We start from the raw sequence: 24194 nt of genomic DNA, 5'->3' as shown, positions 1-24194 counted from the left end.
CCAGTGCGGTGAAGGGTGGAGGTAGAGGCGAACTAGTACGTTCTAGTTCTAGACCGTAGAACTCGTGAGATCATTGGTCAAGAGCGGCCCCGATCGCGGGCCCGGGAGACAGGAGTCGTGCACGTGGCCGAACCGGTGGCGGGATCGACCGGTGGCGCCCGTCCGACGATGGGCGACGTCGCGCGAGCGGCAGGAGTCTCCACGGCGCTCGTCTCGATCGTGATGCGCGGGGTCCCCGGCGCCAGCGAGGCGACCCGTCAGCGGGTGCTCGAGATCGCCGACGGGATGGGCTACGTGCCGGACCGTCGCGCACAGAAACTGCGCCAGGCCAGTTCCCGGCTCCTCGGCGTCGTGTTCGAACTGCAGCAACCGTTCCACGGCGACCTCGTCGAACAGATCTACGCGGCGGCCACCCGCCGGGGTTACGACGTGATGCTCAGCGCGGTCGCCCCGAGTCGCGCCGAGCAGGTCGCGGTCCAGGCGCTGATGCGGGAACGCTGCGAGGCCGCGATCCTCCTCGGCTCGCGGTTCGACACCGACGAACTCGGCGCGCTGGCCGACCGCCTGCCCGCCCTCGTCGTGGCGCGCGCCAGCGGACTGCCCGGGGTCGGCGCCGTGCGGGGCGACGACGTCGCAGGCATCACCCTGGCCGTCGACCACCTCACCGAACTCGGGCACCGGAACATCGCCCACATCGACGGCGCCGACGCCCCCGGCGGCGCCGACCGGCGGGCCGGCTTCCTGGCCGCGATGGACCGGCACGGACTGTCGGATTCGGCCACGGTCGTGGCCGGTGGTCCGACGGAAACCGAAGGCGCACAGGGCATGCACGAGCTTCTCGCGTTGCCCACTCCCCCGACCGCGGTCGTCGCGTTCAACGACCGGTGCGCCACCGGCGTACTCGACCTACTGGTCCGCCGCGGCCGGGACGTGCCCGCGGACATCTCCGTCGTCGGCTACGACGACTCCCGCCTGGCGAGGATTCCGCACGTGCAGATGACGACGATCTCGCAGGACGCCACACACATGGCCGACGCCGCCGTCGACGCGGCGCTGGCTCAGATCGCCGGGGGCGCGGCCGTCGACCTCGTGCTCGCCCCGCACCTGGTCCGGCGCGCGACCACCGGCCCTGTCGCACAACACGACTAGCTCCGGCCGGCGAGGAGGGCGTGCACGAAACCGCGGGTGCTCGCTGTCTGGGGACGGCCGGCGACCTGGACGAGCGAGATGGTGCGTTCGACTCTCGGCCGCAGGGGTATGTGGACGAGACCGGCGAACGAGATCATGGGAAGCACGAGTGCGGGAACCGCGGTGACACCGAGCCCGGCGGCCGCCAAACCCGCTACCGCGCCGATGTTCTGCGCTTGCATGACGGGTCCGAGTTCGATGCGAGCGTCCTCGACGGCCCGGCGCACGGGCGCCGCGATACTGCTCTCGGGGCCGAACGCGATGAACGGCTGCCCGGCGAGATCCGACCACTGCAGCACCGGCCGTTCGGCGAACGGGTGCGTCGGCGGGACCGCACAATAGAAGGAGTCGCTCGTCAGGACGTCCTGTTGCAGGCCGGGCAGAATCCCCGAGGTGGTGACCAGGGCGAGGTCGACCGTCCCCGAGTACACGGCGTCGAGGACCTCCTGACGCAGCCCGTCGCGGATCTGGAGCCGCACGTGAGGGTGCCGCTCGCGGAAGTCCACCACGTACGGGGGAAGGAACGTGGCCGCGAGCGAGGGCAGGCACGCCACCGTCACGATTCCGCGGTCACCGGTGACGAATCGTTCGATCTGTGTGAGCCCGTCGTCGAAGTCGTGGAGCATCCGCCGGGCGTGCTCGATGATCTCGTGCCCGTGCGTGGTCAGTTCGACGCGGCGGGTGGTGCGCTCGAACAGCGTGACGTCGAGTCTGCGCTCGGCCTCGGCGACCGAGCGGCTCAGGGAGGACTGGGACACGCCGAGGGCGTGAGCAGCCGAGGTGAAGCTCTCGTAGTCGGCGATCGCGACGATGCTCCTCAGGTGCGAGATCCCCAGATTGATGCTCATGTGCATCAGTATGGCCGCTATTCATGCGCCGAGGCGCTACGTTGCCCGTCCCATCTGCGCGACTCATTCATGAGCAAAAATCATGAATCAATCATGCATTGATATTTGACGCGCAATTGTGAGGCGCGCGACACTGGGACTCCGATTCGAAGGAGGTCACATGGTTGCCGCACTCGGGTTCGCCACGATCGCGTGTTTCCTGGCGCTGGCGTTCAGCCGCCGGGTCTCGGTGCTCGTCGCGCTGATCCTCGTTCCCATCGCGTTCGCGATCCTGGGAGGGTGGGCACCCGACCTCGGGGAGATGGTGGGCGACGGCCTCCTGAAGGTCGCGCCCGTCGCCATCATGATCGCCTTCGCGGTGCTGTACTTCAGCCTGATGGTCGACGTGGGACTGTTCGATCCGGCGATCCGCCGGATCGTCCGGTGGGCAGGCGGCAATCCCACCAAGATCGCCGTCGGCACCGCGGTGCTGACCCTGCTCGTCGCGCTCGACGGCGACGGAACCTCCACCTTCCTGATCACCATCTCGGCGCTGCTGCCCATCTACCAGCGGCTCGGGATGCGCCCGGTCGTCCTGACCGGCATCGTCTGCCTGGCCGCCGGTCTGATGAACATGATTCCGTGGGGCGGCCCGACCGTCCGCGCCATGGCCGCGCTCGACCTGACCAGCGCCGACATCTTCACGCCGGTCCTCCCCGCGATGGGCGTCGGGGTCCTGTGGGTCCTGTTCGCCGCGTACATGATCGGCCGCACGGAACGGAAACGGCTCGGTGTGTCCGAACTCGTGTCTCCCGGCGAGGGTGGTCCCGGCACCCCGCACGTCTCCGACCCGCCGATGCGTACCCGCCGCCACCGGGCGGTGATGGCATTCAACACGGTGCTCACCCTCGTCCTGATCGTGATCCTGCTGTTCCAACTCGTGCCGCTGGAGGTGGCGTTCGCCATCGCCTTCGCGCTCGCGCTCGCCGTCAATCGCCCGAAGTGGGCGGATCAGCAGGCCCTGTTCGCGAAGCACGGCGGCAACGTCACCATGGTGGTGGTGATGATCCTCGCGGCAGGTGTGCTCACGGGAATCCTCAACGGCACCGGCATGATCACCGCGATGGCGCAGACGTTCGTCTCCTGGATTCCGCAGTCCGCCGGGTCCCTGATCCCCGTCATCACCGCGGTCACGTCGATGCCGCTCAGCCTGGTCTTCACCCCGGACGCCTACTACTTCGGCGTCGTACCGGTGCTCGCGGAGACCACCGCCTCGTTCGGCGGCGACCCCGCCGAGATCGGCCGCGCCGCCATCCTCGGCCAGATGACCACCGGGTTCCCGCTCAGCCCGCTGACCGCCGCGACGTTCATCCTGATCGGACTGAGCAAGGTGGACCTCGGCAAGCACCAGCGGTTCATCTTCGGCTGGGCCTTCGGGACCACGATCGTGATGACCGTCGTAGCGCTGCTCACCGGTGCCCTCTCGCTGTAATCGTCCCCGACACCGCCGCATCCGTCGAACCAGCAAAGGACTTCGAAACCGTGACACCATCGAGCACCCGTGGCAGCACCGCGTGGAGCGTGCGACTCGGCGCGGGATCCGGGTTCTCCGGGGATCGCATCGACCCCGCCGAGAAACTCGCCCGGCACGCCGACCTCGACTACCTGATCTTCGAATGCCTCGGCGAACGCACCGTCGCCGCCGGAAACGCTCGCCGGCTGGAGAACCCGGACGAAGGTTACGATCCGCTGCTCGCCGCACGCATGCGCGCGGTGCTCCCGCACACCCTCGCGTCCGGGACCACGGTGATCACCAACGCCGGCGCCGCCAACCCGCTCGCCGCCGCGGAACTGGTCTCCGGCATCGCATCCCGGTCCGCCGACCGTCCGGTGCGCATCGCCGCGGTCACGGGCGACGCGGTGCTCGAGCAGGTGCTGCGCCACGACCCCGTCGTGTGGGAAACCGGGAAACGCCTGTCGGAGCACGAAGACGTGCTCGTCTCCGCGAACGCGTACATCGGTGCGGAGGCCGTGCTCCCCGCGCTCGAACTGGACGCCGACGTCGTCGTCACCGGCCGCCTGGCCGACCCGTCGCTCTACGTCGCCCCGCTCGCCCACCACTTCGGGTGGGACCTCGCCGATCACGAAACCATCGGCGCCGCAACTGCGATCGGGCATCTACTCGAGTGCGCCGGGCAACTCACGGGCGGGTACTACGCCGATCCGGTCACCAAACCGGTGAAGGGCATGGCCGATCTCGGCTTCCCGTTCGCCGACGTCCTCGCCGACGGATCGGCGACGTTCGGCAAGCTCGACGGATCGGGCGGCATCCTCACCGAACGAACCTGCGCCGAGCAACTCCTGTACGAGGTGGGTGATCCCACTTCGTACCTGACCCCCGATGTCACCGCGGACTTCGGCAACGTGTCGTTCGGCAGCGTCGGGCCCGACCGCGTCGCCATCACCGGTGCAACCGGACGCCCCCGCCCGCGGGAACTGAAGGTGACCCTCGGCTTCCGCGGCGGCTGGCTCGGCGAGGGGCAGATCAGCTACGCGGGACCCCGCGCCTACCCCCGCGCCCGGCTCGCCGCCGACATCGTCACCGAACGACTCGTCGACGTGCACGGTTTTAGCGAGGACGCCGTCTCCGTCGAATACATCGGCGCCGGTGCTTCTTTCCGCGGACTCGACACGGACGAGGATGCCCGCGAGGTTCGCGTGCGAGTGACGGCCCGGGCACGAACTCGCGAGGAAGCCGACCTCGTCGGCTGGGAGGTGGAAAGCCTGTACACCAACGGACCGGCAGGCGGCGGCGGTGCCCGGCGCTCCTCGACGGAGGTGCTCGCGATCCGCTCGTGCACCCTCCCCCGCGAACTCGTGCCCACCCGCGTCCATCTCACGGAGGTGTCGAAATGACCACGCCCGCCACCGTTCAGCGCATCGACGCACTCGCGGACGTCCGCGCCGGCGACAAGGGCGACACGCTCATCGTCGCCGTCCTGGCCCGGGACCGCGCCGCCTACGGCCTGCTCGAGCGGAGACTGACCGACGACGTCGTCGCCGCCCACTACGGTGAACTGATCACCGGACCGGCCCGGCGCACCTGCCAGCCCAATCTGCTGGCGATGGTGTTCGAACTGCCCGACGTCCTCGGCGGCGGCGTCACGGGTTCACCCGCGCTCGACGGGCACGGCAAGACGCTGAGCTACCACCTGCTGAGCCTCGAAATCCGAGACGTCTAACCGGGATTCGGGTTCCGCGAGTCGGCCAGGGTGGCGGCGAGTGCGGGACGATCGAGCTTGCCGCGCGGCGTGCGCGGCAGGCTGTCCACCACGAGGACCTGAACCGGCATGCTGGGGCTGGGGAGGGTCGCGCGCAGATGCCGCCAGATCTCGGCGGTGCTCGGGGCGTCGCCGTGCACGACGATCGCGGCGGCGGGCGCCTCCCCCATCCGCGCGTCGGGAACCCCGATGCACGCGGCCTCCGAGACCCCGGGCAGCGCGGTCAGCGCCGCTTCGACGGCCGCGGGTTCGACATTGAGTCCCGCCCGGATCACCGTGTCGCTGTCGCGGCCGAACAACTGCAGGCTGCTGCCCACCACCCGGCCGCGGTCGCCCACCGTCATCCACCCGTCGTCGGGGCCGTTCACCACACCGTCCTCGGTGAGGTACCCGTCGAACAGCATGTCGCTGCGCACGTGCACCAGGCCCTCGCGGATCTCGGCGTCGACGCCGTCGAACAGTTCGCCCGCCGAATGCTCGTCGGCGGCACCGAGACCCCGGTCGTAGGACACGAAACTCAGTTCGGAGGCTCCGTAGAAATGCACGAGCGACGCATTCGGCAGGACGCCCTGCAACGCCTCACGCCCCGTGCGCGGCCACCGGGCCGCCGAGGACAGCACCTCCCGGACGCTGTCGACGGTGCCGATCCCCGACCGCACGACGTCCCAGGCGATGGTCGGTACCGAGTACAGGTGGGTGGCCGCGTCGCCCAGCGACTGCGTGACCGGCCGCAGGTCCACGGTCGCGCCGCGGCTGAGTCCGTGGATCGCGCCGTACAGGAAATGCGTGTGGTCGAGGACCCCGGGCACCGACACGCGGTCGCCGCCGCCGATGTCGAACGTCGTGTCGGAGCGGTCGAGAGTCGTGGCCCACGATCGCTGGTTGCGCACGAACAACTTCGGTTCACCGGTGGTGCCGGAGGTGATGCCGACCAGCAGTTCGGCGCCGGGGTGTGCCCGGCCCGCGGTGCCGTCGGATTGCAGGGTGTCGGCCGTCTCGACGGTCCCGTCGAATCCCAGCCTCCGCAGCCGGCGGTGCTGGTGCGGCGCCGCGACGACGGCACCGGGTTTCGCGAGTTCGAGCACCCGCGTCAGCTGCGCGGGCAGCAGGTGCCGGTGCAGCAGGACGACGCTGACGCCCGCGTGCATCGCGGCCGTCACGACGACCAGCGACCCGACGTCCGAGGTCGGCAGCACGGCGACCCGGTCCATGCCGTCGAGCCCGGCCGCGGTCCGAGCGACGCGCGACCAGAACCGGCCGTAGTCGACGGTCTCGCGGGCGGAGACGATCGCTACCGCCCCCGGGTTCTCGGCGGCGCGTCGGGCGATGCGTTCAGCGGGCAGCAGCTCAGTCATCGTCCACTCCCCGTGCGACGAGGGCCTCGCCCATCGCATCCGCGGTCCGGAGGGCACGCACCAGAACCGGTGTGGCCAGCGCTGTCATCGACCATTGCAATCCTCGCGCCTTCCGCGCCTGCGCCACCTCCTGCACGATCCCGGTGAGCAGCGGGATACACCGGATCGCCAGCGCGAGCAGGAGCCCGATCCGGTCCGGGTCGACCCCGACTCTCCGCAGCGGCCCGAGCGCGCGCGACACGGTGTCGAGCATGTCGGTGACCCGGGTAGTGAGCGTGACCAACGCGGCGAGCGCCACCGAGATCAGCAGCACCCCGCACACGACGACCGCCCGCGACGGCGACGTGATCAGCACCTGGAACACCGCGATGATCAACAACATCCACACCACCGGGCGCAGTTGCGCCACGGCCACCCGCCACGGAATGGACGCCACCACGAACAGCAGTCCTACCAGAACGACGACGACGCCGACCTCGAGTGGGGTGCGCACGAACACGGTGGCCGCGACGATCGACAGAATCAACAGCAGCAGTTTCAGCCCGGCGGGCATCCGGTGCAGCAGCGAGTCGCCGGGGCGGTACAGCCCGATCATTCGACCAGCTGCCGGTACGCGGGGACGGCGTCGTCCGGGGTGCCGTCGAACGCGACGAGCCCGTCGTCGATGACGATGACCCGTTCGAAACTCTCCAGCAACGCCAGTTGGTGGGTCACGACGATCACCTGCTGGTCCATCGAATCGAGGGCCTCGGAGACGACGCGCGCGTTCCGCAGATCCAGCAGCGTGGTCGGCTCGTCGGCGATGACCACCTCGGGCCTGCGGATGAGGACGGCGCCGATGGCGAGCAACTGCTTCTGGCCCCCGGACAGCAGGTGCGCGGGATGCTCGGCGTGCTTGTCGAGCCGGAACCGCACCAGGATCTCCTCGACGCGGGTCGCGATCTCCTCTTTGCTCAGACCGGACCGGCGCAGCGAGAACGCCAGATCCTCGGACACGGTGGGCATGACGATCTGGGTGTCGGGGTCGGTGAACACGAATCCGACCTTCCGCCGCACCTGCGCGCCCTTCCGGGCGGCGTCGACGCCGTCGACCGTGACGGTGCCGGAGGTGGGTTTCAGCAACCCGTTGATCATCCGCGCCAGCGTCGACTTGCCGGAACCGTTGGATCCGATGATGCCGACGCGACGCTCGGCGAAACGCAGGTCGACGCCGCGCAGTACCTTGCGGTCGCCGAAGGCGTGACTCACCGAGTCGAAGACGATCTCACTCACGACACACGCTCCACGAGCACGGCGATGCCCTGTCCGCCGCCGATGGCGCAGGCGGCGAGTCCGAGCGCGGGCCCGTCCTCGCGCAGCATCTGACTTGCCAAGCGCACCAGCAGGATTGCGCCCGACGCCCCCCATGGGTGTCCCATGGCGATGGCGCCGCCCTGCGGGCAGATCACGGATTCGTCCAGGCCGAGTTCGTCCGACACCGCCAGCACCACCGACGCGAACGCCTCGGTGATCTCGACAACGCCCAGATCCGCCACGTCGTGCCCGGTTCGCTTCAGGAGTTTGCGGATCGCCGGAACCGGTCCGAGCCCGGGCAACGCGGGGTCCGATCCCGCGACCGCGGAGCCGAGCACCCGCAGCGCAGGCAGTCCGGCGGCCAGCGTCTCGGTGGTCACGGCCAGCACTGCAGCGCCGTCGGAGATGCCGCACGAATTCCCGGCGGTGGCCGTTCCGCCGGCACCGAAACTGGGGCGCAGACGCGCGAGCCTTGCCTCCGTCAGGCCTGCGCGAATGCGCTGGTCCTTCGCGATGTCGCCGATCGGCACGATCTCCGACGAGAAGTCGGCGGCCGCCGCCAGGGTGTGCGACCGCGCCGCGTACGCGTCCTGCCGCTCACGGCTGATGCCGCGCACCCGGGCGAGATCGTCGGCGGCCACACCCATGTCGGGGTCGGGAAAGCCGTGCGGCGCAAAGGGAGCACGGGTGTAGCGCACCGGGTCGGCGCCGGGCACCGGCGGCCAGAACCGCCACGGCGCGGTGCTCGCCGATTCGACGCCGCCCGCCAGGATCAGCTCGTCGGCGCCGCTGCGGACGCGCAGCGCGGCCTGCATCACCGCGTCGAGACCGGAACCGCACTGCCGGTCGACGGTGACCCCGGGAACCTCCGCACCCAGCCCCGCCCGCAGGGCAGCGACCCGCGCCGGGTCGCCGCCCGGCCCGAGGCAGTTGCCGAGCACGACGTCGTCGACCTCGGCGTCGAGGCCCGACCCGCGCAGCGAGTCCAGGACCTCGCGCAGCACGGGGGCGGCCAGATCGGTGGTGGTCAGATCGGCGAACCCGTGCCCGGCATTGCCGATCGGCGTCCGGCGCGGCGCGACCAGTACAGGGACAGAGCTCATGCCAGCCAGTCTCTCACTCGGCCTCGGGCGACCTTGCCACTGGCGGTCCGCGGCAGCGCCTCGATCGGCACCCAGCGGCGGGGCATGGCTTCCTTCGTCAGCGCCCGGCGCGCGTGCGCACGGATCTCGGCGATCTCCGCGGTGCCGTCGAGCTCCACCACCGCGGTGACGGTCTCGCCGAGCACCGGGTGCGGCGATCCGACGACGGCGACCGCGTCGATGCCATCGAGCGTCTCGAGGATGCGCTCGACGTCCTCGGCGACCACCGTGGTGCCGCCGACGTTGATCGCGGAGTCGCCCCGGCCGCGGACGGTCAGTTCCCCGTTGTCGCCGAGTTCCGCCAGGTCACCGACGCCGAACCAGTCCGGGGCCCCGATCACGCTGTACGGCGAGCGGACGTACAGCAGTCCGTCGCGGATGTCGGCGTCGACACCATCCAGCAGCCGCAGCGGTTCGGGGACCTTCCGCGCCGCGACGAGGGACAGTTCCGCGGCGCCGTAGTACTCGACGATCTCGATCCCGTCCGCCACCGCGCGGGCGCCGTCGTCGAGGGCGGTGCCTGCGACGATCGCGGTGCGCAGCTTCGGGGCCTTCCCCACCACGTCACGGAGAACGGCGGGGACGGCGTGCACCACCGTCGCCCGCGACGGATCGTCGGTGACGCACGCGCCGCGCCACAGCGCGTGCACCGCACCGAACAGGTGCATCGTGGCGTGCAGCGGCCCGGTGATCAGCACGTGGTCCGTGGCGTCGATTCCGGTGATCGCGGTGAAGGCGGGAAAGCTGTCGAACCAGGATGCCGCGGTGCGGGCGAGCGGTCGGGGCCTGCCGGTGGAACCGGACGTGGCCACCAGCAGGAACGCCGACGGCGGAATCGCGGGCCGGTCGGGACGGGCGTCGGGGTTCTCGACGATCACCGCGGTCCCCCGCCGCGCGCCGGCGCAGACGCAGATCAACGCGTCTGCAACCGGCAACTCCGACGCGTCGTGGACGGACGCGTCGGAGCCGTGCTCGTCGATCCACCGGTCGATCGCCCGGTCGAGTTGGGCGTAGGTGTACGTGCGGCCGTCGACGTCGAGAGCAGGCTGATCGCCGGCGCCGCCGAGTACGGCAATCACGTACGGATGAGGCCGGGGTACGCGCGGTGCACACTCTTGGCGACGACGGTGGCGACGACGACCTTCAGCGCGTCGCCGGGGATGAACGCGAAGTTGGTGGTGATGGCGGCCCCGACCCCGAGGTCGGTGCGCAGCAGCAGCCCGATGGTGCCGAACAGGTAGATGATCACGATCCCGCCGAGGGCGTTGATCAGCAGACCGAGAGCGATCGGGTACTTCGGCAGGATCCGCGCGGTGAGGAGGCCGATGACCAGCGTCGCGGGAAGCCACCCGATGAGGTATCCGGCGCTGGGACCGGCGAGCGCCGTCAGTCCGGTGCGGCCACCGGACAGCAGTGGAAGTCCGATCAGGGTCAGTGCGAGGAAGACCGCGACGGCGGCGGTGCCCTTGCGTGCCCCGAGCACGGCGCCCGCGAGGATGACCCCGAGGGTCTGCAGCGTGATCGGCACGCCGCTGAAGCCGACCGTGATGGCGCCGGGCAGACCCAGCGCGGCGATCAGTGCGGCGAACACCGCGATCTGCGCCATGTCCCGCGCTGAAATACCGAGCCTCGACACCCGAGCACTCCCGACTTCTGTCATGACGACTCCTCTTGCTTCAAACTTGAACGACGTTCAAGGTAGCAGGTCGGCGCCGCCAACGGTGCGGCAGACTCCGGCACCTCGTCCTCGTCGGGCGACGTGCGCGCCCCGGCCCGCGCTGCGCCGATCCCCGCCGCGACGACGAAACAGATCCCGGCCACCGCCGCGTGGTCCGGTACCTGATGCAGCACGACGAGCCCGATGATCAACGCGAACGCCGGTTCCAGACTCATCAGCGTCCCGAACGCCGCCGTGTTCAGCCGGCGCAAGGCGAGCATCTCCAGCGTGAACGGCACTACCGGCAGCAGTATCGCCAATCCCAGCCCGATGATCAACAGGTCCGGCGTCATCTTCGCGAGCATCGACGGCCCGCCCACGACGGTCGCGACCAATCCGGCGACCGGCATGGACACCGCGAGACCGTTGATTCCCGCCACCTCGTCCCCCACACGCTGAGTGAGCACGATGTAGAGCGCCCAGCACGCGGCCGCGCCCAGGGCGAACAGGATTCCCACCGGGTCGACGCCGCCGACCCAGGGTTGCGTCAGCAGCAGCACCCCCACGGCCGCCAGCGCCGGCCACCGGAGGCGGCCCCGCCCGTGCACGACCGCGACGCCGAGGGGTCCCAGAAACTCCAGCGCACTCGCGGTTCCCAGCGGGATCCGGTCGACCGCGGCCATGAACAGCAGGGTGACCGCGGCCGTCACCACCCCGAGCAGGATGCACGCGACGAGGGAGGAACGCGTGAACGCCTTCGGACGGGGCCGCACGATCACCGCCAGCAGCACCCCGGCCCAGGCCAGGCGCAACCACGCGGCACCCTCGGCGCCGACGCGTTCGGAGACGCCGACGGAGATCGCGAGTCCGGTCTGCACGCACAGCATCGAGGTCAGCGCCATCGTCGCGCCGACGTGGGTCGGGTTCCTGGTCATGCCTGTATTCAAGGACACCTCGACCGTTCACGTCCACGTGTCTTTCATGGACAAACCGTTCGGATATCGCGAACAATGTGGGTGTGGATACTCGACGCCTGCATCTCCTGCTCGAGCTCTCCCGCCTCGGCTCGATGCGTGAGGTCGCCGAGACACACCGGCTGACCACCTCGACCGTCTCCCAGCAGATCGCCGCACTGGCGAAGGAGACGGGTGCGCAGCTCGTCGAACCGATCGGCCGCCGGGTACGCCTTACGCCAGCCGGTCGCCGGCTCGCCGATCACGCCGTCACCATCCTGGCGGCCGTCGACGCCGCCCGGCTCGACCTCGACCCCCACGCCGAGCCGGTCGGCACCCTGCGCGTCGGGGGTTTCGCGACGGGCATCCGGGTGTCGCTGCTCCCCGTCGTCGCCGAACTGGCGCACACCCACGCGCAGGTGGATGTGGTGATCAGCGAATACGAGCCGGTCGAGGCGTTCGCGTTGCTCGCCGACGACGAACTCGATCTCGCCCTGACCTACGACTACAACCTGGCTCCGGCGTCACCCGGCGCGGCGCTCGAGGCCGTCCCGTTGTGGTCGACGGCCTGGGGACTCGGCGTCCCCGCACCCGCCGCGGTCGAACCCGCCGACGTCGCGGCATACACCGATTCGCCGTGGATCGTGAATTCCCGCAACACCGCCGACGAGGACGCCGTCCGCACGCTGGCCTCGCTCGCGGGTTTCACACCGCGGATCGCCCACCAAATCGACAGCCTCGACCTCGTCGAGGACCTCATCACCGCCGGCTACGGCGTGGGCCTGCTGCCGGCCGACCGTCCCACCCGCGAAGAGGTCACCGTCCTGCCGCTCGGCAACCCGAAGGTGGTGCTGACGGCGTACGCCGTGACCCGCCGAGGCAGGTCCACCTGGCCGCCGCTGCGACTGGTCCTCGACCGTCTGGCGGCGCACCGCACAAAACTCCCCACCCGCGCGGACGCGGGTGGGGAGTCGGGGGTCCTAGCGTGATGCAACGGCGGACGCGGCGTCCTTCAACGTGCGGGCAGCGACCTGCAACCCTTCGAGCTGTCCGAGTTCGACATCCTCGTGCTCGATGTTGACGGCCATGTCGGGGTCGACGCGCTGCAGCGCCGCGAGGAACCGCGACCAGAAGTCGACGTCGTGGCCGCGGCCGACGGCGACGAAGTCCCATGCCGAGTCCTCGGGCCACTTGTTGACCACGTGCTTGCCGCCGAGCCCGGTGGGGTTCTGGTCGGCGGGGATCCGGGTGAACCGGTCGTCGAGGACGCCGTAGATCTTGCAGTTCTCGTTGATCCGGGTGTCCTTCGCCGCCGCGTGGAAGACGAGGTCACCGAGCCAGTCGACGGCGGCGACCGGGTCGATGCCCTGCCAGAACAGGTGCGACGGGTCCATCTCGGCACCGACGTTCGTCGCACCGGTCTTCTCGACCAGACGCTTCAGTGTCGGCGGGTTGAACACCAGGTTCTGCGGGTGCATCTCGATCGCGACCTTGACCCCGTTCTCGCGGGCGAGCGCGTCGATCTCCTTCCAGAACGGCACCGCGACCTGATCCCACTGGTAGTCGAGGGAGTCGAGATAGCCGCTGTCCCAGGTGTTCACGTGCCATGCCGGCCACTGGCCGCCCGCGTGCGCGGCGGGCAGCCCGGACATGGTGACCACCCGGTCGACACCGAGCAGGCCGGCGACGCGGATGGCGTTGCGCAGGTCCTCGGCGTCCTCGACGCCGACCTCGGGGTCGGCGTGCAGGGGGTTGCCGTTGCAGTTCAGGCCGGCGATGGCGACACCGGTCTCGTCGAACACCTTCAGGTACTCCTGCGGCGACACCTCGCCGGAGAGGAGTTCCTTGACGGGCAGGTGCGGGGTGGGCAGGAATCCGCCCGCGTTGATCTCCGCGCCCTCGAGTCCGAGGGACGCGATGGTCTCCAGGGCCTCGCGCAGGCTGCGGTCGTGCAGGATGGCGGTGTAGACACCGAGCTTCATGAGTGGTCCTTGGTGGTGAGAAGAGTGTGGGTCGGGCGAGGGGGCCGGGTCAGCCGATCTTGACGGCTGCCCCGTGAGAGCGGGCGGACTCGGCGACGGCGGTGACGATCTGCATGCCGCGCAGGGCGTGGGCGAACGTCGGCAGCGGTCCCAGGCTGTCGATGCCGGCGATCTGGTCGAGGAAGGCGCGGGCCTGGTAGGCGAAGAACTCGGCCTTGCCGTGTCCGACGCCGCCCGCGTCCATCGGCAGGCCACCCTGGATGTACGGGTGCTGCGGTCCGATGATCACCCGTCGCTGACCGTTGACGGCGGGGTCGATGCCCTCGCTGGACACCGAGAATTCCGCGGCGCGAGCCAGATCGAAGGCGGCGGACCCGGACGTCCCGAACAACTCGAATCCGAGTCCGTCCGGAAGCTGGTGCGCGACACGGGAAGCGGAGAACGTGCCGACCGCGCCGCTCTGGAAGCGCGCGGTGAACGTCGCGAGGTCCTCGTTCTCGACAGGAGCCATCTCGCCGGTGGTCTCGGCCTTGGTGTGGCCGTAAGTGACTCCGGCGGGCACGGGACGTTCCGTGATCACCGTGGTGAAGGTCGCGCCGCTGATCTCGACGATGGGACCACACACGAACTCGGCCATGTCGAGCAGGTGGCTGCCGACGTCCGCGAGCGCGCCGGTGCCGGGACCGCCGCGGTGCCGCCAGGTGATCGGCGAGGCGGGGTCGAGGCCATAGTCGCACCAGTAGTGCCCGTTGAAGTGGATGATCTCGCCGAGACGCCCGGTCGCGAGTTCGTCCCGGATCGCCTGAATCGCGGGTGAGCGGCGGTAGGTGTATCCGACGGTTGCGATCGTGTCGGCGTCCGCCGCCGCGGCGACCATCGACTCGGCGTCCGCGATCGACCCGGCCAGCGGCTTCTCGCACAGTACGTGCTTCCCGGCGGCGAGGAGTCCTTCGACGATCTCCCGGTGCAGCTGGTTGGCGACGACGACGCTCACCGCGTCGATGTCCGGGGATTCGGCGATCGCCTGCCAGCTGTACTCGGCCCGCTCGTAGCCGTACCGCTTCGCGGTGTCGTCGGCGACGGCCTCGTTGGTGTCGGCGATCGCGACGAGACGCACGTCCGGCCGGTCGGTCCCGAACAGGGTCGACGCCATGCGATATCCGGCGGCGTGTGCTCGTCCGGCCATGCCGCCGCCGATGACGGCGACACCGATCGAGTTGGAGGTCATGAGTGAAGCCTTTCGAGAGGGTGAAGAAACCGGCGGGTGTCCTGTCCGACTAGTTCGGTCTATTTGACCGGTCTAGTAAGACTACTATGAGCTGAATCACGCCGCGGTGTCAAGCCCAGCGCCGAGCGACACGCACCTACGCGTCGGAGCAGACAGGAACACCCGCCGGGCGGTCTGCAGCCTCGGCGGGTGGGATTATGAAAATTATTGCGTCAGTGCACGTTCCCGATCAGGACACGTCGGACCGGGATCCTTCCACCGGCGCGGGCGCCGGTCCGGTGGTCCGGCGCGTGACGAGCCGGGGCCGGAGAACGGTCGCGATCGATTCGGTCCTGCCGCGGTCCAGCCGCTCGATGACCGCGTCGACCGCCGTGGCGGCCTGCTCCCGCGGTTGCTGATTGACCGACGTCAGATCGATGTGCGCGAGCTGAGCCAGGAGGCTGTCGTCGTATCCGGCGACGGAGACGTCCTCCGGGATCCTCACGCCCCGGCTCCGCAGTTCGCTGATCAGCCCGATGGCACTGCGGTCGTTCGCCGCGATCACCGCGGTGGGCAGCTGGGACCGCTCGAGCAGAGTGTGCGCCGCGACCGTCCCGGCACTGTCGGTGAAGTCACCCTCGACGACGTCGACGTCGAGGCCGTGGCGACGCATGGCGCGGCTGTAGCCCGATCTCCGGTCGGCCGCAATCGTGCCCGCACCGCCACTGAGGTGCGTGATCTGCCGATGACCCAGTTCCACGAGATGATCGACGACGGTGCCGATGCCCTTGCCGTCCGCAGTGCGCACGACGTCCACCGAGCTGTCACCGACGCGGCGGCCGACCACGACCACCGGCAGCCGCTCCCCCAGCACGTCGAGGACGTCGGTGTCGAGTTCGGTGCCGAGCAGGATCAGCGCCTCGCAGCGGAAATCGAGCAGCGTGTCGACCACCTTCTGTTCGGCGTGGGTGGGAGTGAGCGCACCGAGCACCACCTCGTACCCGTTCGCGTCGGCGGCGGCGACGAGGTACTCGACCATCTCGGCGTGGAAGCTGTTGCGGATGTCGGCCATCACGCCGACGAGGTGGGTGCGTCGAAGCGACATCAGTGCGGCGGTCCGGTTCGGCCGGTAGCCGAGCTCGTCCGCGACCTCGAGGACGCGTTTCCGCGTCTCGGCGCTCGGTCCGGCGACGCGCCGAAACACCATGGAGACCAATGCCTTCGACACACCCACTCGATCGGCGATGTCCTGCATCGTGACGGCCTGCCGGGGCATCTGAACGGAACCGCCGCTCCGGGAATCGTCGTCGCTTCGCATGTGCGGACCCTTTCGCTCGCCGGGCACGAGGCACACCCAGGGTATCCGACACGGACCGAAGTACTAGACCGGGCTACCTCCCCGAACAGTCCGGGTGCCACGACGAGAAGCATCGGGCCGGGCGCGGGATCGTCGGCCCGTTCACGCGGGACGGGGAAGGAGTGTGGCGAGGTGTTCGTTCACCCGGGTCAGCCGCTGGGTGAGGACGTCGCGGTGGTCCGGGTGGGCCCGGTTCCGCACGCGTTCGAGCAATGTCTGGATGCGGATGAGGACACTGGGTGTGGTCGCCGCCGCGGGGATGAGGTCGTCGAGGCTGGTCCGGACGAAGTCGTCCCAGCCCGGTCGTGCGATCACCAGGCGCAGAGCGTTGTTGCGGTCGGTGACGCACCGGGATTCGATCGGTGCCGCGGCGGCCCGGGCGAGCAGGTCCTCGAGGTAGTCGAGGGCCTGGACCGCCGTCGCGGGGTCGTTCGGCCGCAGCGCGCGTAGCGCGATGTCGGTCAGGAGCCTGAAGGCCAACAGCGGGTCTTGTTCGAATGTCCGCTCGCTGCCGACAACCAGCCCGCCGAGGACGATCGACGGTGCCAGTTCCCCATGGATGTCGGCGACCGTGGTGCCGCACTGCAGGGTGGTGCCCGGGGCTGCGCGCAGGACGATGACGGCGTTCGCGGTCTGGGCGGCGCCGACGAGGCGGTCCACCAGAATTCTTTGCAGCACGGCAGGTGATGTCGGCCAGGTGACCATGGTGCGAGGCTCGGGCAGGGGGGCTGCGGGTGACCCAACGGTGCTCGCGGCTGTGGGGCTCGCGGCGTCGAGGACGTCGCGGCCGCGGGCAGCGATGGAGGTCAGGACGGGCGAGAGTTGGATGGAGGTTGCCGCTGTCACCTGGAGGGTCCGCAGCAGCACGGCCATCACGGCCAGCAAGACGATGGCGATGATCAGGACGGCCATCGAGACCCGGGCGCGGGGGCCGGTGGCGAAGGCCGCGGAGATGCAGAAGACGGCCACGCCGAGGGCGAACGCGAAGGTCTGCCGCAGAATCGGGGTGTCACGGAATTGGGTCAGGCGCGGGCTGTAGTTCGAGGCCACCCACCGCACGACCAGAATCCCCAGTGAGTAGATGACGGCGACCAGGCCGAGCACACCGAGTCCGATCGTGGTCAGGACACCGATCACCTGCTGAGCCGGCACTTCGGGTCCGCGCCGGATCCTCGGGACGGTCAGCCCCAGGCCCAGCCCGACGAGGATGTACAGCACCATTGTGAGTTCGGCGTACAGGATGCGCCGACGACGGTAGGCATCACCGGCGGGCGCTGTGCTCATGGTCCTCCCTCCCGCGGCCGGACCGATTGTCGGTGATCGGTGGCGAGGATGTACACGCTGACCGCCAGCACCCACGCCGGGAAGACCAGCGCCACCCAGAGACTGAAGCTGACGATGACCAGCAGCACCACCGCGAACAGGTAGGTGGTGATCACCAGCGGCTTCGGCATCAGCCGGGTCCGCCACCACATCGTGGCCAGGGAGATCATGAACACCGCGGCCATCCGCACGGCGTAGACGTTGGTGACGTGCAGCATCACCTCCCGCCCGAAGTACACGATGTCGTTCTCCGGGGCGTTCGCGTTCCGGGAGACGGCGAGCAGTGCCCCCGCGAGCGCCGTCGACACGAACGTCATGGCGAGGAACAGCAGCCCGCTGCCCACGAAGACGGTCGAGAAGAAGCGGTCCTCGAGGTCGCCGAACCGGTCGCGCAGGACCCCGATGAACCAGAGGAACGCGATGCCCGCGATCGGGGCGAGGAACAAGGCGGTGGTGATCTGCGATCCACCCCGCGCCCAGGGCGCGCTTGCGGTGGCCGGCATCGCCGCGGCCAGCAGGGCAACGCAGGTGGCGAAGAGCACACCGAAGACGATGCCCGCGATCGCCGCGGAACGCGGTGTCCGCAGACGATGGAACTGGGCCTCGCTGCGCGGATCGGCCATGGGTTCAATCATGGCCGAAGTCGGGTGTGGGAACCAGCAGGCAACCGATCTGCTGCACCGCGGGTGAATAACGCCGCCGCGGCTTGCGCGTGCCGGGGGTAGACGCCCCGTCGCCGCACCGACAACGATGAAAAGGCGGGGTTCCCGCATGCCGAAAAGTGCGCAGCGGACCGTCGACCGGAGGAGCGACGCCATGGCCACCAACCGTAAGGGCAAGATCGCCGTCGATATTCGAGATTCGGTTCCGGACTGGTCACCGTACCTGCCCGCCGCGGCCCCCGAGGGCGCCCCGAACGTGCTGATCATCGCATGGGACGATGTGGGTTACGGCAGCATGGACGTCTTCGGCGGTCCCATCGAGACGCCCACCATGCGGCGCATCGCCGACTCGGGTGTGCGGTACTCGAACTTCCACACCACGGCGCTGTGCTCGCCCACCCGCGCCTCGCTGCTGACCGGCCGCAACGCCACCTCCAACGGGATGGCCACCGTCGCCGAGATGAGCTCCGGGTTCCCCGGCATCTCGACGCACATCCCCTTCGAGAACGGATTCATCTCCGAGGTGCTGGCCGAACGCGGCTGGAACACCTACTGCCTCGGCAAATGGCACCTGACCCCGAGCGAGGAATGCAACATGTCGGCGGTCAAGACCCGGTGGCCGCTCGGCCGCGGGTTCGAACGCTTCTACGGCTTCCTCGGCGGCGAGTCGAACAGCTGGTACCCGGACCTCGTCTACGACAACCACCCGATCGAGGCACCCGGAACCCCCGAGGACGGCTATCACCTGTCGAAGGACCTGTCCGACAAGGCGATCGAGTTCATCCGCGACGCCAAAGCCGTCGACCCGGACAAACCGTTCTTCATGTACCTGGCCCCGCAGGCCGGGCACGCCCCGCACCACGTCCCCCCGGAATGGGCAGACCGATACAGGGGCACGTTCGACCAGGGCTACGAGGCCATCCGCACCGAAATCCTGGCCCGGCAGAAGGAACTGGGCCTGTTGCCGAGGGGCACCGAGCTGTCGCCGATCAACCCGCACGGAGAGCCGAACACCACCGGCCCGGACGGTCAACTCTGGCCGATCCTCGACACCGTCCGCCCGTGGGACTCGCTCACCGCCGACGAGCAGCGCCTGTTCATCCGGATGGCCGAGGTATTCGCCGGATTCATCTCCTACGCCGACGATCAGCTCGGCCGGGTGATCGACTTCCTCACCGAATCAGGTCAACTCGACAACACTCTGCTCATCGTGATCTCCGACAACGGCGCCAGCGGCGAGGGCGGACCGAACGGTTCCTTCAACGAATGGCGGTTCTTCAACGGCGTCGCCGACACCACCGAGGTGACACTGCCGCACCTGCACGAACTCGGCGGCCCCGCCTCGTACAACCACTACAACACCGGATGGGCCTGGGCGTTCGACACCCCGTTCCCGTACTGGAAGAGGTGGGCCGGGTACGAGGGCGGCATCGCCGACATGTGCATGGTCTCCTGGCCCGCCAGGCTGCAACCCCGCACCGAACCGCTGCACCAGTACATTCACGCGGTCGACGTCGTGCCCACCATCTACGAACTCCTCGACATCGAACCGCCCGCGGTGCTCAAGGGCTACACACAGAGCCCGATCGAGGGCGAGAGCTTCGCGGCCACATTGACCGACCCCACCGCCCCGGGGAAACAGACCCAGTTCTACGCAATGCTCGGGCAACGTTCCCTGTACCACGAGGGATGGCTCGCGTGTTCGCTGCACCCGCCGATCTCCGGGTGGGGCAACTTCGGCCACGACGTCTGGGAGCTCTACCATTTGGACGAGGACCGAGCCCAACTCCACAACCTCGCCGACACCGAACCGGACCGCCTCGCCGAGATGAAGGAACTCTGGTTCTACTACGCCGGCATCTTCAACGGCCTCCCGCTCGACGACCGCAGCGCCCTCGAACAGGTCCTCGCCGACCGCCCCCACCCCGGCAAACCCCGCGACCGCTACGTCTACTACCCGAACTGCGCGGACGTCCCGGAAAGCGCCGGTGCCCCGATCACCGGCCGCTCGTACACCATCGCGGCCGGCGTCCACGTGGACACTTCCGACGCCGAGGGTGTCCTCTTCGCGCACGGCGGCGTCGCGGGCGGGCACAGCCTGTACGTCAAAGACCACCGACTCCACTACACGTTCAACTGGCTCGGCACCCGAATCGAAGACGTGGCCGCCGACCGCGACATCACCCCCGGCGGGCACGTGTGCACCGCCGAATTCACCGTGAAAGGCAAGAACGACGACCCGGCCATGCCCGGGTTCGCCGGCACCCTCGACCTCTACCTCGACGAGCAGCAGGTGGCCAGCAGCGAAATCGTCACCCAACCCGGAGTGTTCTGCCTCGTCGGAGACGGAATCTGCGTCGGACGCGACAGTGCCTCCCCGGTCACCGCCGACTACACCGCACCGTTCCCGTTCACCGGTGGCACCATCGACAAGGTCGTCGTCGACGTCTCCGGGGAACACTACGTAGACCACGAGGCACAGGTCCGGGGCTGGTTCATGATCGACTAGCGCCGCTCACCGGAGCAGCCGCACCAGCCTCGATTTTCCGTCCGCGGCATCTGCCCGCCGTGCCGGGATTCGTGCGGGGCGCTGATCTCGATCAGTAGGGACTTCTCCGCCGGTCAGGGCAGAGTGTGGGCATGGATTCACGGGAGAGCGGCGACGCGCTGGGGATACTCGCCGACGCGATGGTCGGCGAACTGACCGTGGACTCGGCCGCGGTCCGTGAGGCGCTCGACCGGATTGCTGCCGGCCCGGCCGGCGGGGCGGCGTTCGCGGAGAAGGTGCGCAGGCACCAGGCCGAGCTGACGCGTTTGCGGCGACGGGAACGCGAACTCGGGGTGTTGTTCTCGAGTGCCCGCGAACTCGCCGAACTCCGCGACATCGACGCCCTCCTCGGACGGTTGGTGAGCCGCGCCCACGAGATGATGGGCACCGACGTCACCTACCTGTCCGAGTTCGATCCGGCGACCCGGGAGCTGAACGTCCGCAAGACCGCCGGCTCGGTGACACCGCAGTTCCAGCACCTGCGCGTTCCCCCGGGAATGGGCCTGGCCAGCCAGATCGCCGATTCTCGTGCCGCGCAATGGGTTCTGCGTTATCAGGACTACGCGGAGGGGCCGCACGAGGAACTCATCGACGACGCGGTCGCAGCGGAAGGGATCGTGTCGATTCTCGGGGTGCCGATGTTGTCGGACGGTCAGGTGCTCGGCGTGCTGTTCGCCGCCACCCGCCAGGAGTACGCCTTCACGCCGGACGAGATCGCCGTGCTGTCCGCGCTCGCCGATCACGCGTCGGTGGTGCTGCAGACCGCCAGCACCCTCGAACAGGTGCGCAGGTCCGAGGACGAGGCACGCACGGCACTCGATCGGCTGACCGAGTATCTGCAGGTCCGCGACCGGTCCACGGTCGTGCACCAGGAACTCATCGAGGCAGTGCTGGTCGGAGGCGGATTCGAGCAGGTGGCCGGCACCCTCTCCACCGCACTCGGCCGCACAGTCACGATCGTCGACCGGGATCTGCACGCCGTCGCCTCCCACCCCACGCCGGCCGGGCAGGTGTCCGCCCAGTTGCCGCCGCTGGTGCGGGATGCCATCACGTCGAGCCGGACCACCGGCCACTGCGTTCGCGTCGACGACCCCGGGACGCCGATCGTGGCCGCTGTCATCGCGGGTGAGTTGTATTTCGGCGCGGTACTGGTCGGGTCCGGGGACCTCGAACTAGGACCGGTCGACGAGCGCACCATCGAACGCGCCGCGCAGGTCGGCGCACTGCTGGTGCTGCAGCAGAATGCGATGGCCGACGCAGACCTGCGGGCCCGCGTCGAGTTGGTCGCGGACCTGCTCGACCCCGCACCGGAGCGGCGCCGCGATCTGGAACGTCGAGTGCGCGCCCAGCGAGTCGCCCTCGCAGACCTCGACACCGTCGTACTGGTCTCGGTCCCGGCCGAGGACCGCGCTACCGCCGCTCGTGCGGCCACCGCATTCGTCGGTGATCACGGCCTCGTCGGGGAACATGCGGGCATGGTCGCGGTGGTTCTCACCGCTACCGCCCCGCCCGAGTTCACCTTGGACCTGCGCAACCACCTGCGCCAGACATTGCACGGTTCGGTGCTGGCGATCACGACCCCCCGAGCGGAGTCGCCGGATGCGCTCCCCGCACGATTCGAGTCCGGTCTGCGCACCTCCCGACTACTCGCCGCGCTCGGCACCACCGACGCCGCGGTCAGCACCGACGCGTATCTGCCCTACGCGCTGCTGTTCGACACCGATGCACGGACGTTGAACGCGTTCATCGACGAGACGATCGGGCCGGTGCGCGCCTACGACGACGGCAAGGGAACGGACCTCCTCGCCACGTTGCGTGCATTCGTCCGCAACGAGGCAAGCCCGACGAAGACGGCGCGGGCCCTCAACTACCACACCAACACGATTCTGCAGCGACTCCACCGACTGGAGATGCTGCTGGGGCCCGAGTGGCGGGGCGACGAACACCTGTTCCGAATCTCGGCTGCGGTCCGCCTCGACGAACTCCGGGGGCAGTGATAGTCACACATTCCTGAAGGAAATACATGTGTGATCGATACATGTCGAGGTCGGCGGAATGCCCCTACCGTGTGAACCGAAGCACAGAACAGGGTTGCCGTCGGGGCTCACCACACGCCCCCGCCCGTGAGTACGTGGAGGAACACAGTGCCCGTCAACAGCCGCATCCCCGGTCTCAAGGATTCCAGCGCGCAGCAGCGCCGCACTGTGATCGCCGAGAGGACCGGCCTGTCCGAACTCGACGTCGCCGTGTTCGATCCCGGGCAGGGTCTCGGCATCGATCAGGCCGATCACATGATCGAGAACGTCGTCGGGGTCATGGCGATCCCGGTAGGTGTCGCAACCAACTTCACCGTCAACGGGCGCGACTACCTCGTCCCGATGGCTACCGAGGAGCCGTCCGTGGTTGCCGCCGCCAGCAACGCCGCCCGGATGGCGCGGGTGCACGGCGGCTTCCACACCTCCAGCACCGATCCGGTGATGCAGGCCCAGATCCAGATCCTCGACTGCCCCGACCCCGAGACGTCCCGGCTGCGGGTGCTCGAGGCACGCGCGGAGATCATGGAACTGGCCAATGCCCAGGATCCGATGCTGGTCCGATTCGGCGGCGGCGCACGCGACCTCACGGTGCGACTCGTCCCGACGCGCACCGGCGTGCACGTGGTGGTGCACATCCACATCGACGTGCGAGATGCCATGGGCGCCAATGCCGTCAACACCATGGCCGAGGCGATCGCCCCGAGGCTCGCCGAAATCTCCGGCGGGCGTTCGTTGCTGCGGATCCTGACGAACAAGGCGGACCTGCGGATCACCCGGGCCCGGGCCGTGTTCGACAAGGATCTGCTCGGTGGCGACGAGGTGGTCGACAACATCGTGCACGCCTCCGCGCTCGCCGAATCCGACCCCTACCGCGCCGCGACCCACAACAAGGGCATCATGAACGGCATCACCGCCGCCGTCCTGGCCACCGGCAACGACACCCGCGCGGTCGAGGCCGGTTGCCACTCGCATGCGGTCGCCGCGGACGGCCGGTACACGGCGCTCTCGCACTTCGAGAAGACCGCGGACGGTCACCTCTCCGGCACCCTCGAGGTGCCGATGGCCGTCGGACTGGTCGGCGGCGCCACCAAAGTCCACCCCGTCGCGCAGGCGGCGGTGAAGATGCTCGGCGTCTCCACGGCCTCGGAGTTGGCGGACGTGATCGTCGCGGTGGGGCTCGCGCAGAACCTGGGCGCCTGCCGGGCGCTGGCCGCCGAGGGAATCCAGCGCGGCCACATGAGTCTGCACGCCCGCACCATCGCCGCCTCCGCCGGCGCCACCGGCGACGAACTCGATCTGGTGGTCACGCGGCTCATCGACGACCAGCGCATCCGGGTCGAGCACGCGGAAAAGGTGCTCGCCGACCTTCGTTCCGGACACTGA

At 69.2% G+C, this 24194-nt stretch carries 21 protein-coding genes; 8 read left to right on the top strand and 13 right to left on the bottom strand.

Going from position 1 to position 24194, the window contains the following annotated elements; translation table 11 throughout:
* The first annotated feature begins 123 nt into the window (after positions 1 to 123).
* Entirely contained in the window at positions 124 to 1149 is a 1026-nt protein-coding gene (locus JWS14_RS28825) for a LacI family DNA-binding transcriptional regulator (RefSeq protein ID WP_241031487.1), read from the top strand.
* On the opposite strand, the gene JWS14_RS28820 is transcribed toward JWS14_RS28825, so the two are convergent.
* Complete coding sequence (locus tag JWS14_RS28820; protein WP_206014946.1) at positions 1146 to 2042, bottom strand: LysR family transcriptional regulator; 897 nt, start codon at positions 2040 to 2042, stop codon at positions 1146 to 1148. The genes JWS14_RS28825 and JWS14_RS28820 overlap by 4 nt on opposite strands.
* A gap of 154 nt (positions 2043 to 2196) precedes the next feature.
* Here JWS14_RS28820 and JWS14_RS28815 point away from each other — a divergent pair, with 154 nt between their 5' ends.
* Genes JWS14_RS28815 through JWS14_RS28805 form a run of 3 tightly spaced genes read left to right on the top strand, consistent with a single transcriptional unit; the run spans position 2197 to position 5257 of the window.
* Complete coding sequence (locus JWS14_RS28815; RefSeq protein ID WP_206014945.1) at positions 2197 to 3507, top strand: CitMHS family transporter; 1311 nt, start codon at positions 2197 to 2199, stop codon at positions 3505 to 3507.
* A gap of 50 nt (positions 3508 to 3557) precedes the next feature.
* Positions 3558 to 4931, top strand: a complete 1374-nt coding sequence (locus JWS14_RS28810) for an acyclic terpene utilization AtuA family protein (RefSeq protein WP_206014944.1) — start codon at positions 3558 to 3560, stop codon at positions 4929 to 4931.
* Complete coding sequence (locus JWS14_RS28805; RefSeq protein ID WP_206014943.1) at positions 4928 to 5257, top strand: AtuA-related protein; 330 nt, start codon at positions 4928 to 4930, stop codon at positions 5255 to 5257. The genes JWS14_RS28810 and JWS14_RS28805 overlap by 4 nt, the downstream gene beginning before the upstream one ends.
* Here the strand turns inward: JWS14_RS28805 and JWS14_RS28800 are convergent.
* Genes JWS14_RS28800 through JWS14_RS28770 form a run of 7 tightly spaced genes read right to left on the bottom strand, consistent with a single transcriptional unit; the run spans position 5254 to position 11678 of the window.
* Positions 5254 to 6651 carry an AMP-binding protein gene (locus tag JWS14_RS28800; RefSeq protein WP_072946864.1) on the bottom strand — a complete coding sequence of 466 codons (1398 nt, stop codon included), beginning with the start codon at positions 6649 to 6651 and terminating at the stop codon, positions 5254 to 5256. The two genes, JWS14_RS28805 and JWS14_RS28800, sit on opposite strands and share 4 nt — an antisense overlap.
* Entirely contained in the window at positions 6644 to 7246 is a 603-nt protein-coding gene (locus JWS14_RS28795; protein ID WP_206014942.1) for an energy-coupling factor transporter transmembrane component T family protein, read from the bottom strand. Before JWS14_RS28795 ends, JWS14_RS28800 begins: the two co-directional genes overlap by 8 nt.
* Positions 7243 to 7923: an energy-coupling factor ABC transporter ATP-binding protein gene (locus tag JWS14_RS28790; RefSeq protein WP_072946867.1), complete on the bottom strand. Its 681-nt coding sequence runs from the start codon at positions 7921 to 7923 to the stop codon at positions 7243 to 7245. Before JWS14_RS28790 ends, JWS14_RS28795 begins: the two co-directional genes overlap by 4 nt.
* The gene (locus JWS14_RS28785) at positions 7920 to 9047 is read right to left on the bottom strand and encodes a thiolase family protein (RefSeq protein ID WP_206014941.1); all 1128 of its coding nucleotides are present in this window, start codon (positions 9045 to 9047) and stop codon (positions 7920 to 7922) included. The genes JWS14_RS28790 and JWS14_RS28785 overlap by 4 nt, the downstream gene beginning before the upstream one ends.
* Entirely contained in the window at positions 9044 to 10165 is a 1122-nt protein-coding gene (locus tag JWS14_RS28780) for a class I adenylate-forming enzyme family protein (RefSeq protein ID WP_206014940.1), read from the bottom strand. Before JWS14_RS28780 ends, JWS14_RS28785 begins: the two co-directional genes overlap by 4 nt.
* Complete coding sequence (locus JWS14_RS28775; protein ID WP_083395608.1) at positions 10162 to 10746, bottom strand: biotin transporter BioY; 585 nt, start codon at positions 10744 to 10746, stop codon at positions 10162 to 10164. The genes JWS14_RS28780 and JWS14_RS28775 overlap by 4 nt, the downstream gene beginning before the upstream one ends.
* On the bottom strand, positions 10743 to 11678 hold the full coding sequence (locus JWS14_RS28770) for an EamA family transporter (RefSeq protein WP_072946871.1): 936 nt from the start codon (positions 11676 to 11678) through the stop codon (positions 10743 to 10745). Before JWS14_RS28770 ends, JWS14_RS28775 begins: the two co-directional genes overlap by 4 nt.
* Before the next feature lie 83 nt (positions 11679 to 11761).
* On the opposite strand from JWS14_RS28770, the gene JWS14_RS28765 reads away from it, so the two are divergent.
* Positions 11762 to 12685, top strand: coding sequence for a LysR family transcriptional regulator (locus JWS14_RS28765; protein ID WP_206014939.1), 924 nt, complete (start codon positions 11762 to 11764; stop codon positions 12683 to 12685).
* Here the strand turns inward: JWS14_RS28765 and JWS14_RS28760 are convergent.
* The 5 genes from JWS14_RS28760 to JWS14_RS28740 all read right to left on the bottom strand — a co-directional run bounded on the left by JWS14_RS28760 (position 12677) and on the right by JWS14_RS28740 (position 18188).
* Positions 12677 to 13678 carry a sugar phosphate isomerase/epimerase family protein gene (locus tag JWS14_RS28760; protein WP_095863505.1) on the bottom strand — a complete coding sequence of 334 codons (1002 nt, stop codon included), beginning with the start codon at positions 13676 to 13678 and terminating at the stop codon, positions 12677 to 12679. The two genes, JWS14_RS28765 and JWS14_RS28760, sit on opposite strands and share 9 nt — an antisense overlap.
* Before the next feature lie 49 nt (positions 13679 to 13727).
* Positions 13728 to 14906, bottom strand: a complete 1179-nt coding sequence (locus tag JWS14_RS28755; RefSeq protein ID WP_206014938.1) for a Gfo/Idh/MocA family protein — start codon at positions 14904 to 14906, stop codon at positions 13728 to 13730.
* 229 nt (positions 14907 to 15135) lie between these two features.
* A complete protein-coding gene (locus JWS14_RS28750; protein WP_206014937.1) occupies positions 15136 to 16203 on the bottom strand; it encodes a LacI family DNA-binding transcriptional regulator in 1068 nt (355 codons plus the stop codon).
* Positions 16204 to 16344: 141 nt separating this feature from the next.
* A complete protein-coding gene (locus JWS14_RS28745; RefSeq protein ID WP_206014936.1) occupies positions 16345 to 17526 on the bottom strand; it encodes a DUF2254 family protein in 1182 nt (393 codons plus the stop codon).
* Positions 17523 to 18188, bottom strand: a complete 666-nt coding sequence (locus JWS14_RS28740; protein ID WP_095863501.1) for a hypothetical protein — start codon at positions 18186 to 18188, stop codon at positions 17523 to 17525. The genes JWS14_RS28745 and JWS14_RS28740 overlap by 4 nt, the downstream gene beginning before the upstream one ends.
* Positions 18189 to 18381: 193 nt before the next feature.
* Here JWS14_RS28740 and JWS14_RS28735 point away from each other — a divergent pair, with 193 nt between their 5' ends.
* The 3 genes from JWS14_RS28735 to JWS14_RS28725 all read left to right on the top strand — a co-directional run bounded on the left by JWS14_RS28735 (position 18382) and on the right by JWS14_RS28725 (position 24194).
* A complete protein-coding gene (locus tag JWS14_RS28735; protein ID WP_206014935.1) occupies positions 18382 to 20736 on the top strand; it encodes an arylsulfatase in 2355 nt (784 codons plus the stop codon).
* A gap of 131 nt (positions 20737 to 20867) precedes the next feature.
* A complete protein-coding gene (locus JWS14_RS28730; protein WP_206014934.1) occupies positions 20868 to 22772 on the top strand; it encodes a helix-turn-helix domain-containing protein in 1905 nt (634 codons plus the stop codon).
* A 147-nt stretch (positions 22773 to 22919) separates the two neighbouring features.
* Complete coding sequence (locus tag JWS14_RS28725; RefSeq protein ID WP_206014933.1) at positions 22920 to 24194, top strand: hydroxymethylglutaryl-CoA reductase, degradative; 1275 nt, start codon at positions 22920 to 22922, stop codon at positions 24192 to 24194.

This window comes from Rhodococcus koreensis (assembly GCF_017068375.1).
GTDB classification, from domain to species: Bacteria; Actinomycetota; Actinomycetes; order Mycobacteriales; family Mycobacteriaceae; genus Rhodococcus_F; species Rhodococcus_F koreensis.
This window is presented reverse-complemented; position numbering and strand designations above follow the sequence as displayed.

What these genes read in the sequence shown, in the direction of transcription:
- JWS14_RS28820 (WP_206014946.1), bottom strand. Translation starts at nt 2,042, where the DNA reads ATGCACATGAGCATCAATCTGGGGATCTCGCACCTGAGGAGCATCGTC.
- JWS14_RS28815 (WP_206014945.1), top strand. Translation starts at nt 2,197, where the DNA reads ATGGTTGCCGCACTCGGGTTCGCCACGATCGCGTGTTTCCTGGCGCTG.
- JWS14_RS28805 (WP_206014943.1), top strand. Translation starts at nt 4,928, where the DNA reads ATGACCACGCCCGCCACCGTTCAGCGCATCGACGCACTCGCGGACGTC.
- JWS14_RS28800 (WP_072946864.1), bottom strand. Translation starts at nt 6,651, where the DNA reads ATGACTGAGCTGCTGCCCGCTGAACGCATCGCCCGACGCGCCGCCGAG.
- JWS14_RS28795 (WP_206014942.1), bottom strand. Translation starts at nt 7,246, where the DNA reads ATGATCGGGCTGTACCGCCCCGGCGACTCGCTGCTGCACCGGATGCCC.
- JWS14_RS28785 (WP_206014941.1), bottom strand. Translation starts at nt 9,047, where the DNA reads ATGAGCTCTGTCCCTGTACTGGTCGCGCCGCGCCGGACGCCGATCGGC.
- JWS14_RS28775 (WP_083395608.1), bottom strand. Translation starts at nt 10,746, where the DNA reads ATGACAGAAGTCGGGAGTGCTCGGGTGTCGAGGCTCGGTATTTCAGCG.
- JWS14_RS28770 (WP_072946871.1), bottom strand. Translation starts at nt 11,678, where the DNA reads ATGACCAGGAACCCGACCCACGTCGGCGCGACGATGGCGCTGACCTCG.
- JWS14_RS28760 (WP_095863505.1), bottom strand. Translation starts at nt 13,678, where the DNA reads ATGAAGCTCGGTGTCTACACCGCCATCCTGCACGACCGCAGCCTGCGC.
- JWS14_RS28755 (WP_206014938.1), bottom strand. Translation starts at nt 14,906, where the DNA reads ATGACCTCCAACTCGATCGGTGTCGCCGTCATCGGCGGCGGCATGGCC.
- JWS14_RS28750 (WP_206014937.1), bottom strand. Translation starts at nt 16,203, where the DNA reads ATGCGAAGCGACGACGATTCCCGGAGCGGCGGTTCCGTTCAGATGCCC.
- JWS14_RS28745 (WP_206014936.1), bottom strand. Translation starts at nt 17,526, where the DNA reads ATGAGCACAGCGCCCGCCGGTGATGCCTACCGTCGTCGGCGCATCCTG.
- JWS14_RS28740 (WP_095863501.1), bottom strand. Translation starts at nt 18,188, where the DNA reads ATGGCCGATCCGCGCAGCGAGGCCCAGTTCCATCGTCTGCGGACACCG.
- JWS14_RS28735 (WP_206014935.1), top strand. Translation starts at nt 18,382, where the DNA reads ATGGCCACCAACCGTAAGGGCAAGATCGCCGTCGATATTCGAGATTCG.
- JWS14_RS28730 (WP_206014934.1), top strand. Translation starts at nt 20,868, where the DNA reads ATGGATTCACGGGAGAGCGGCGACGCGCTGGGGATACTCGCCGACGCG.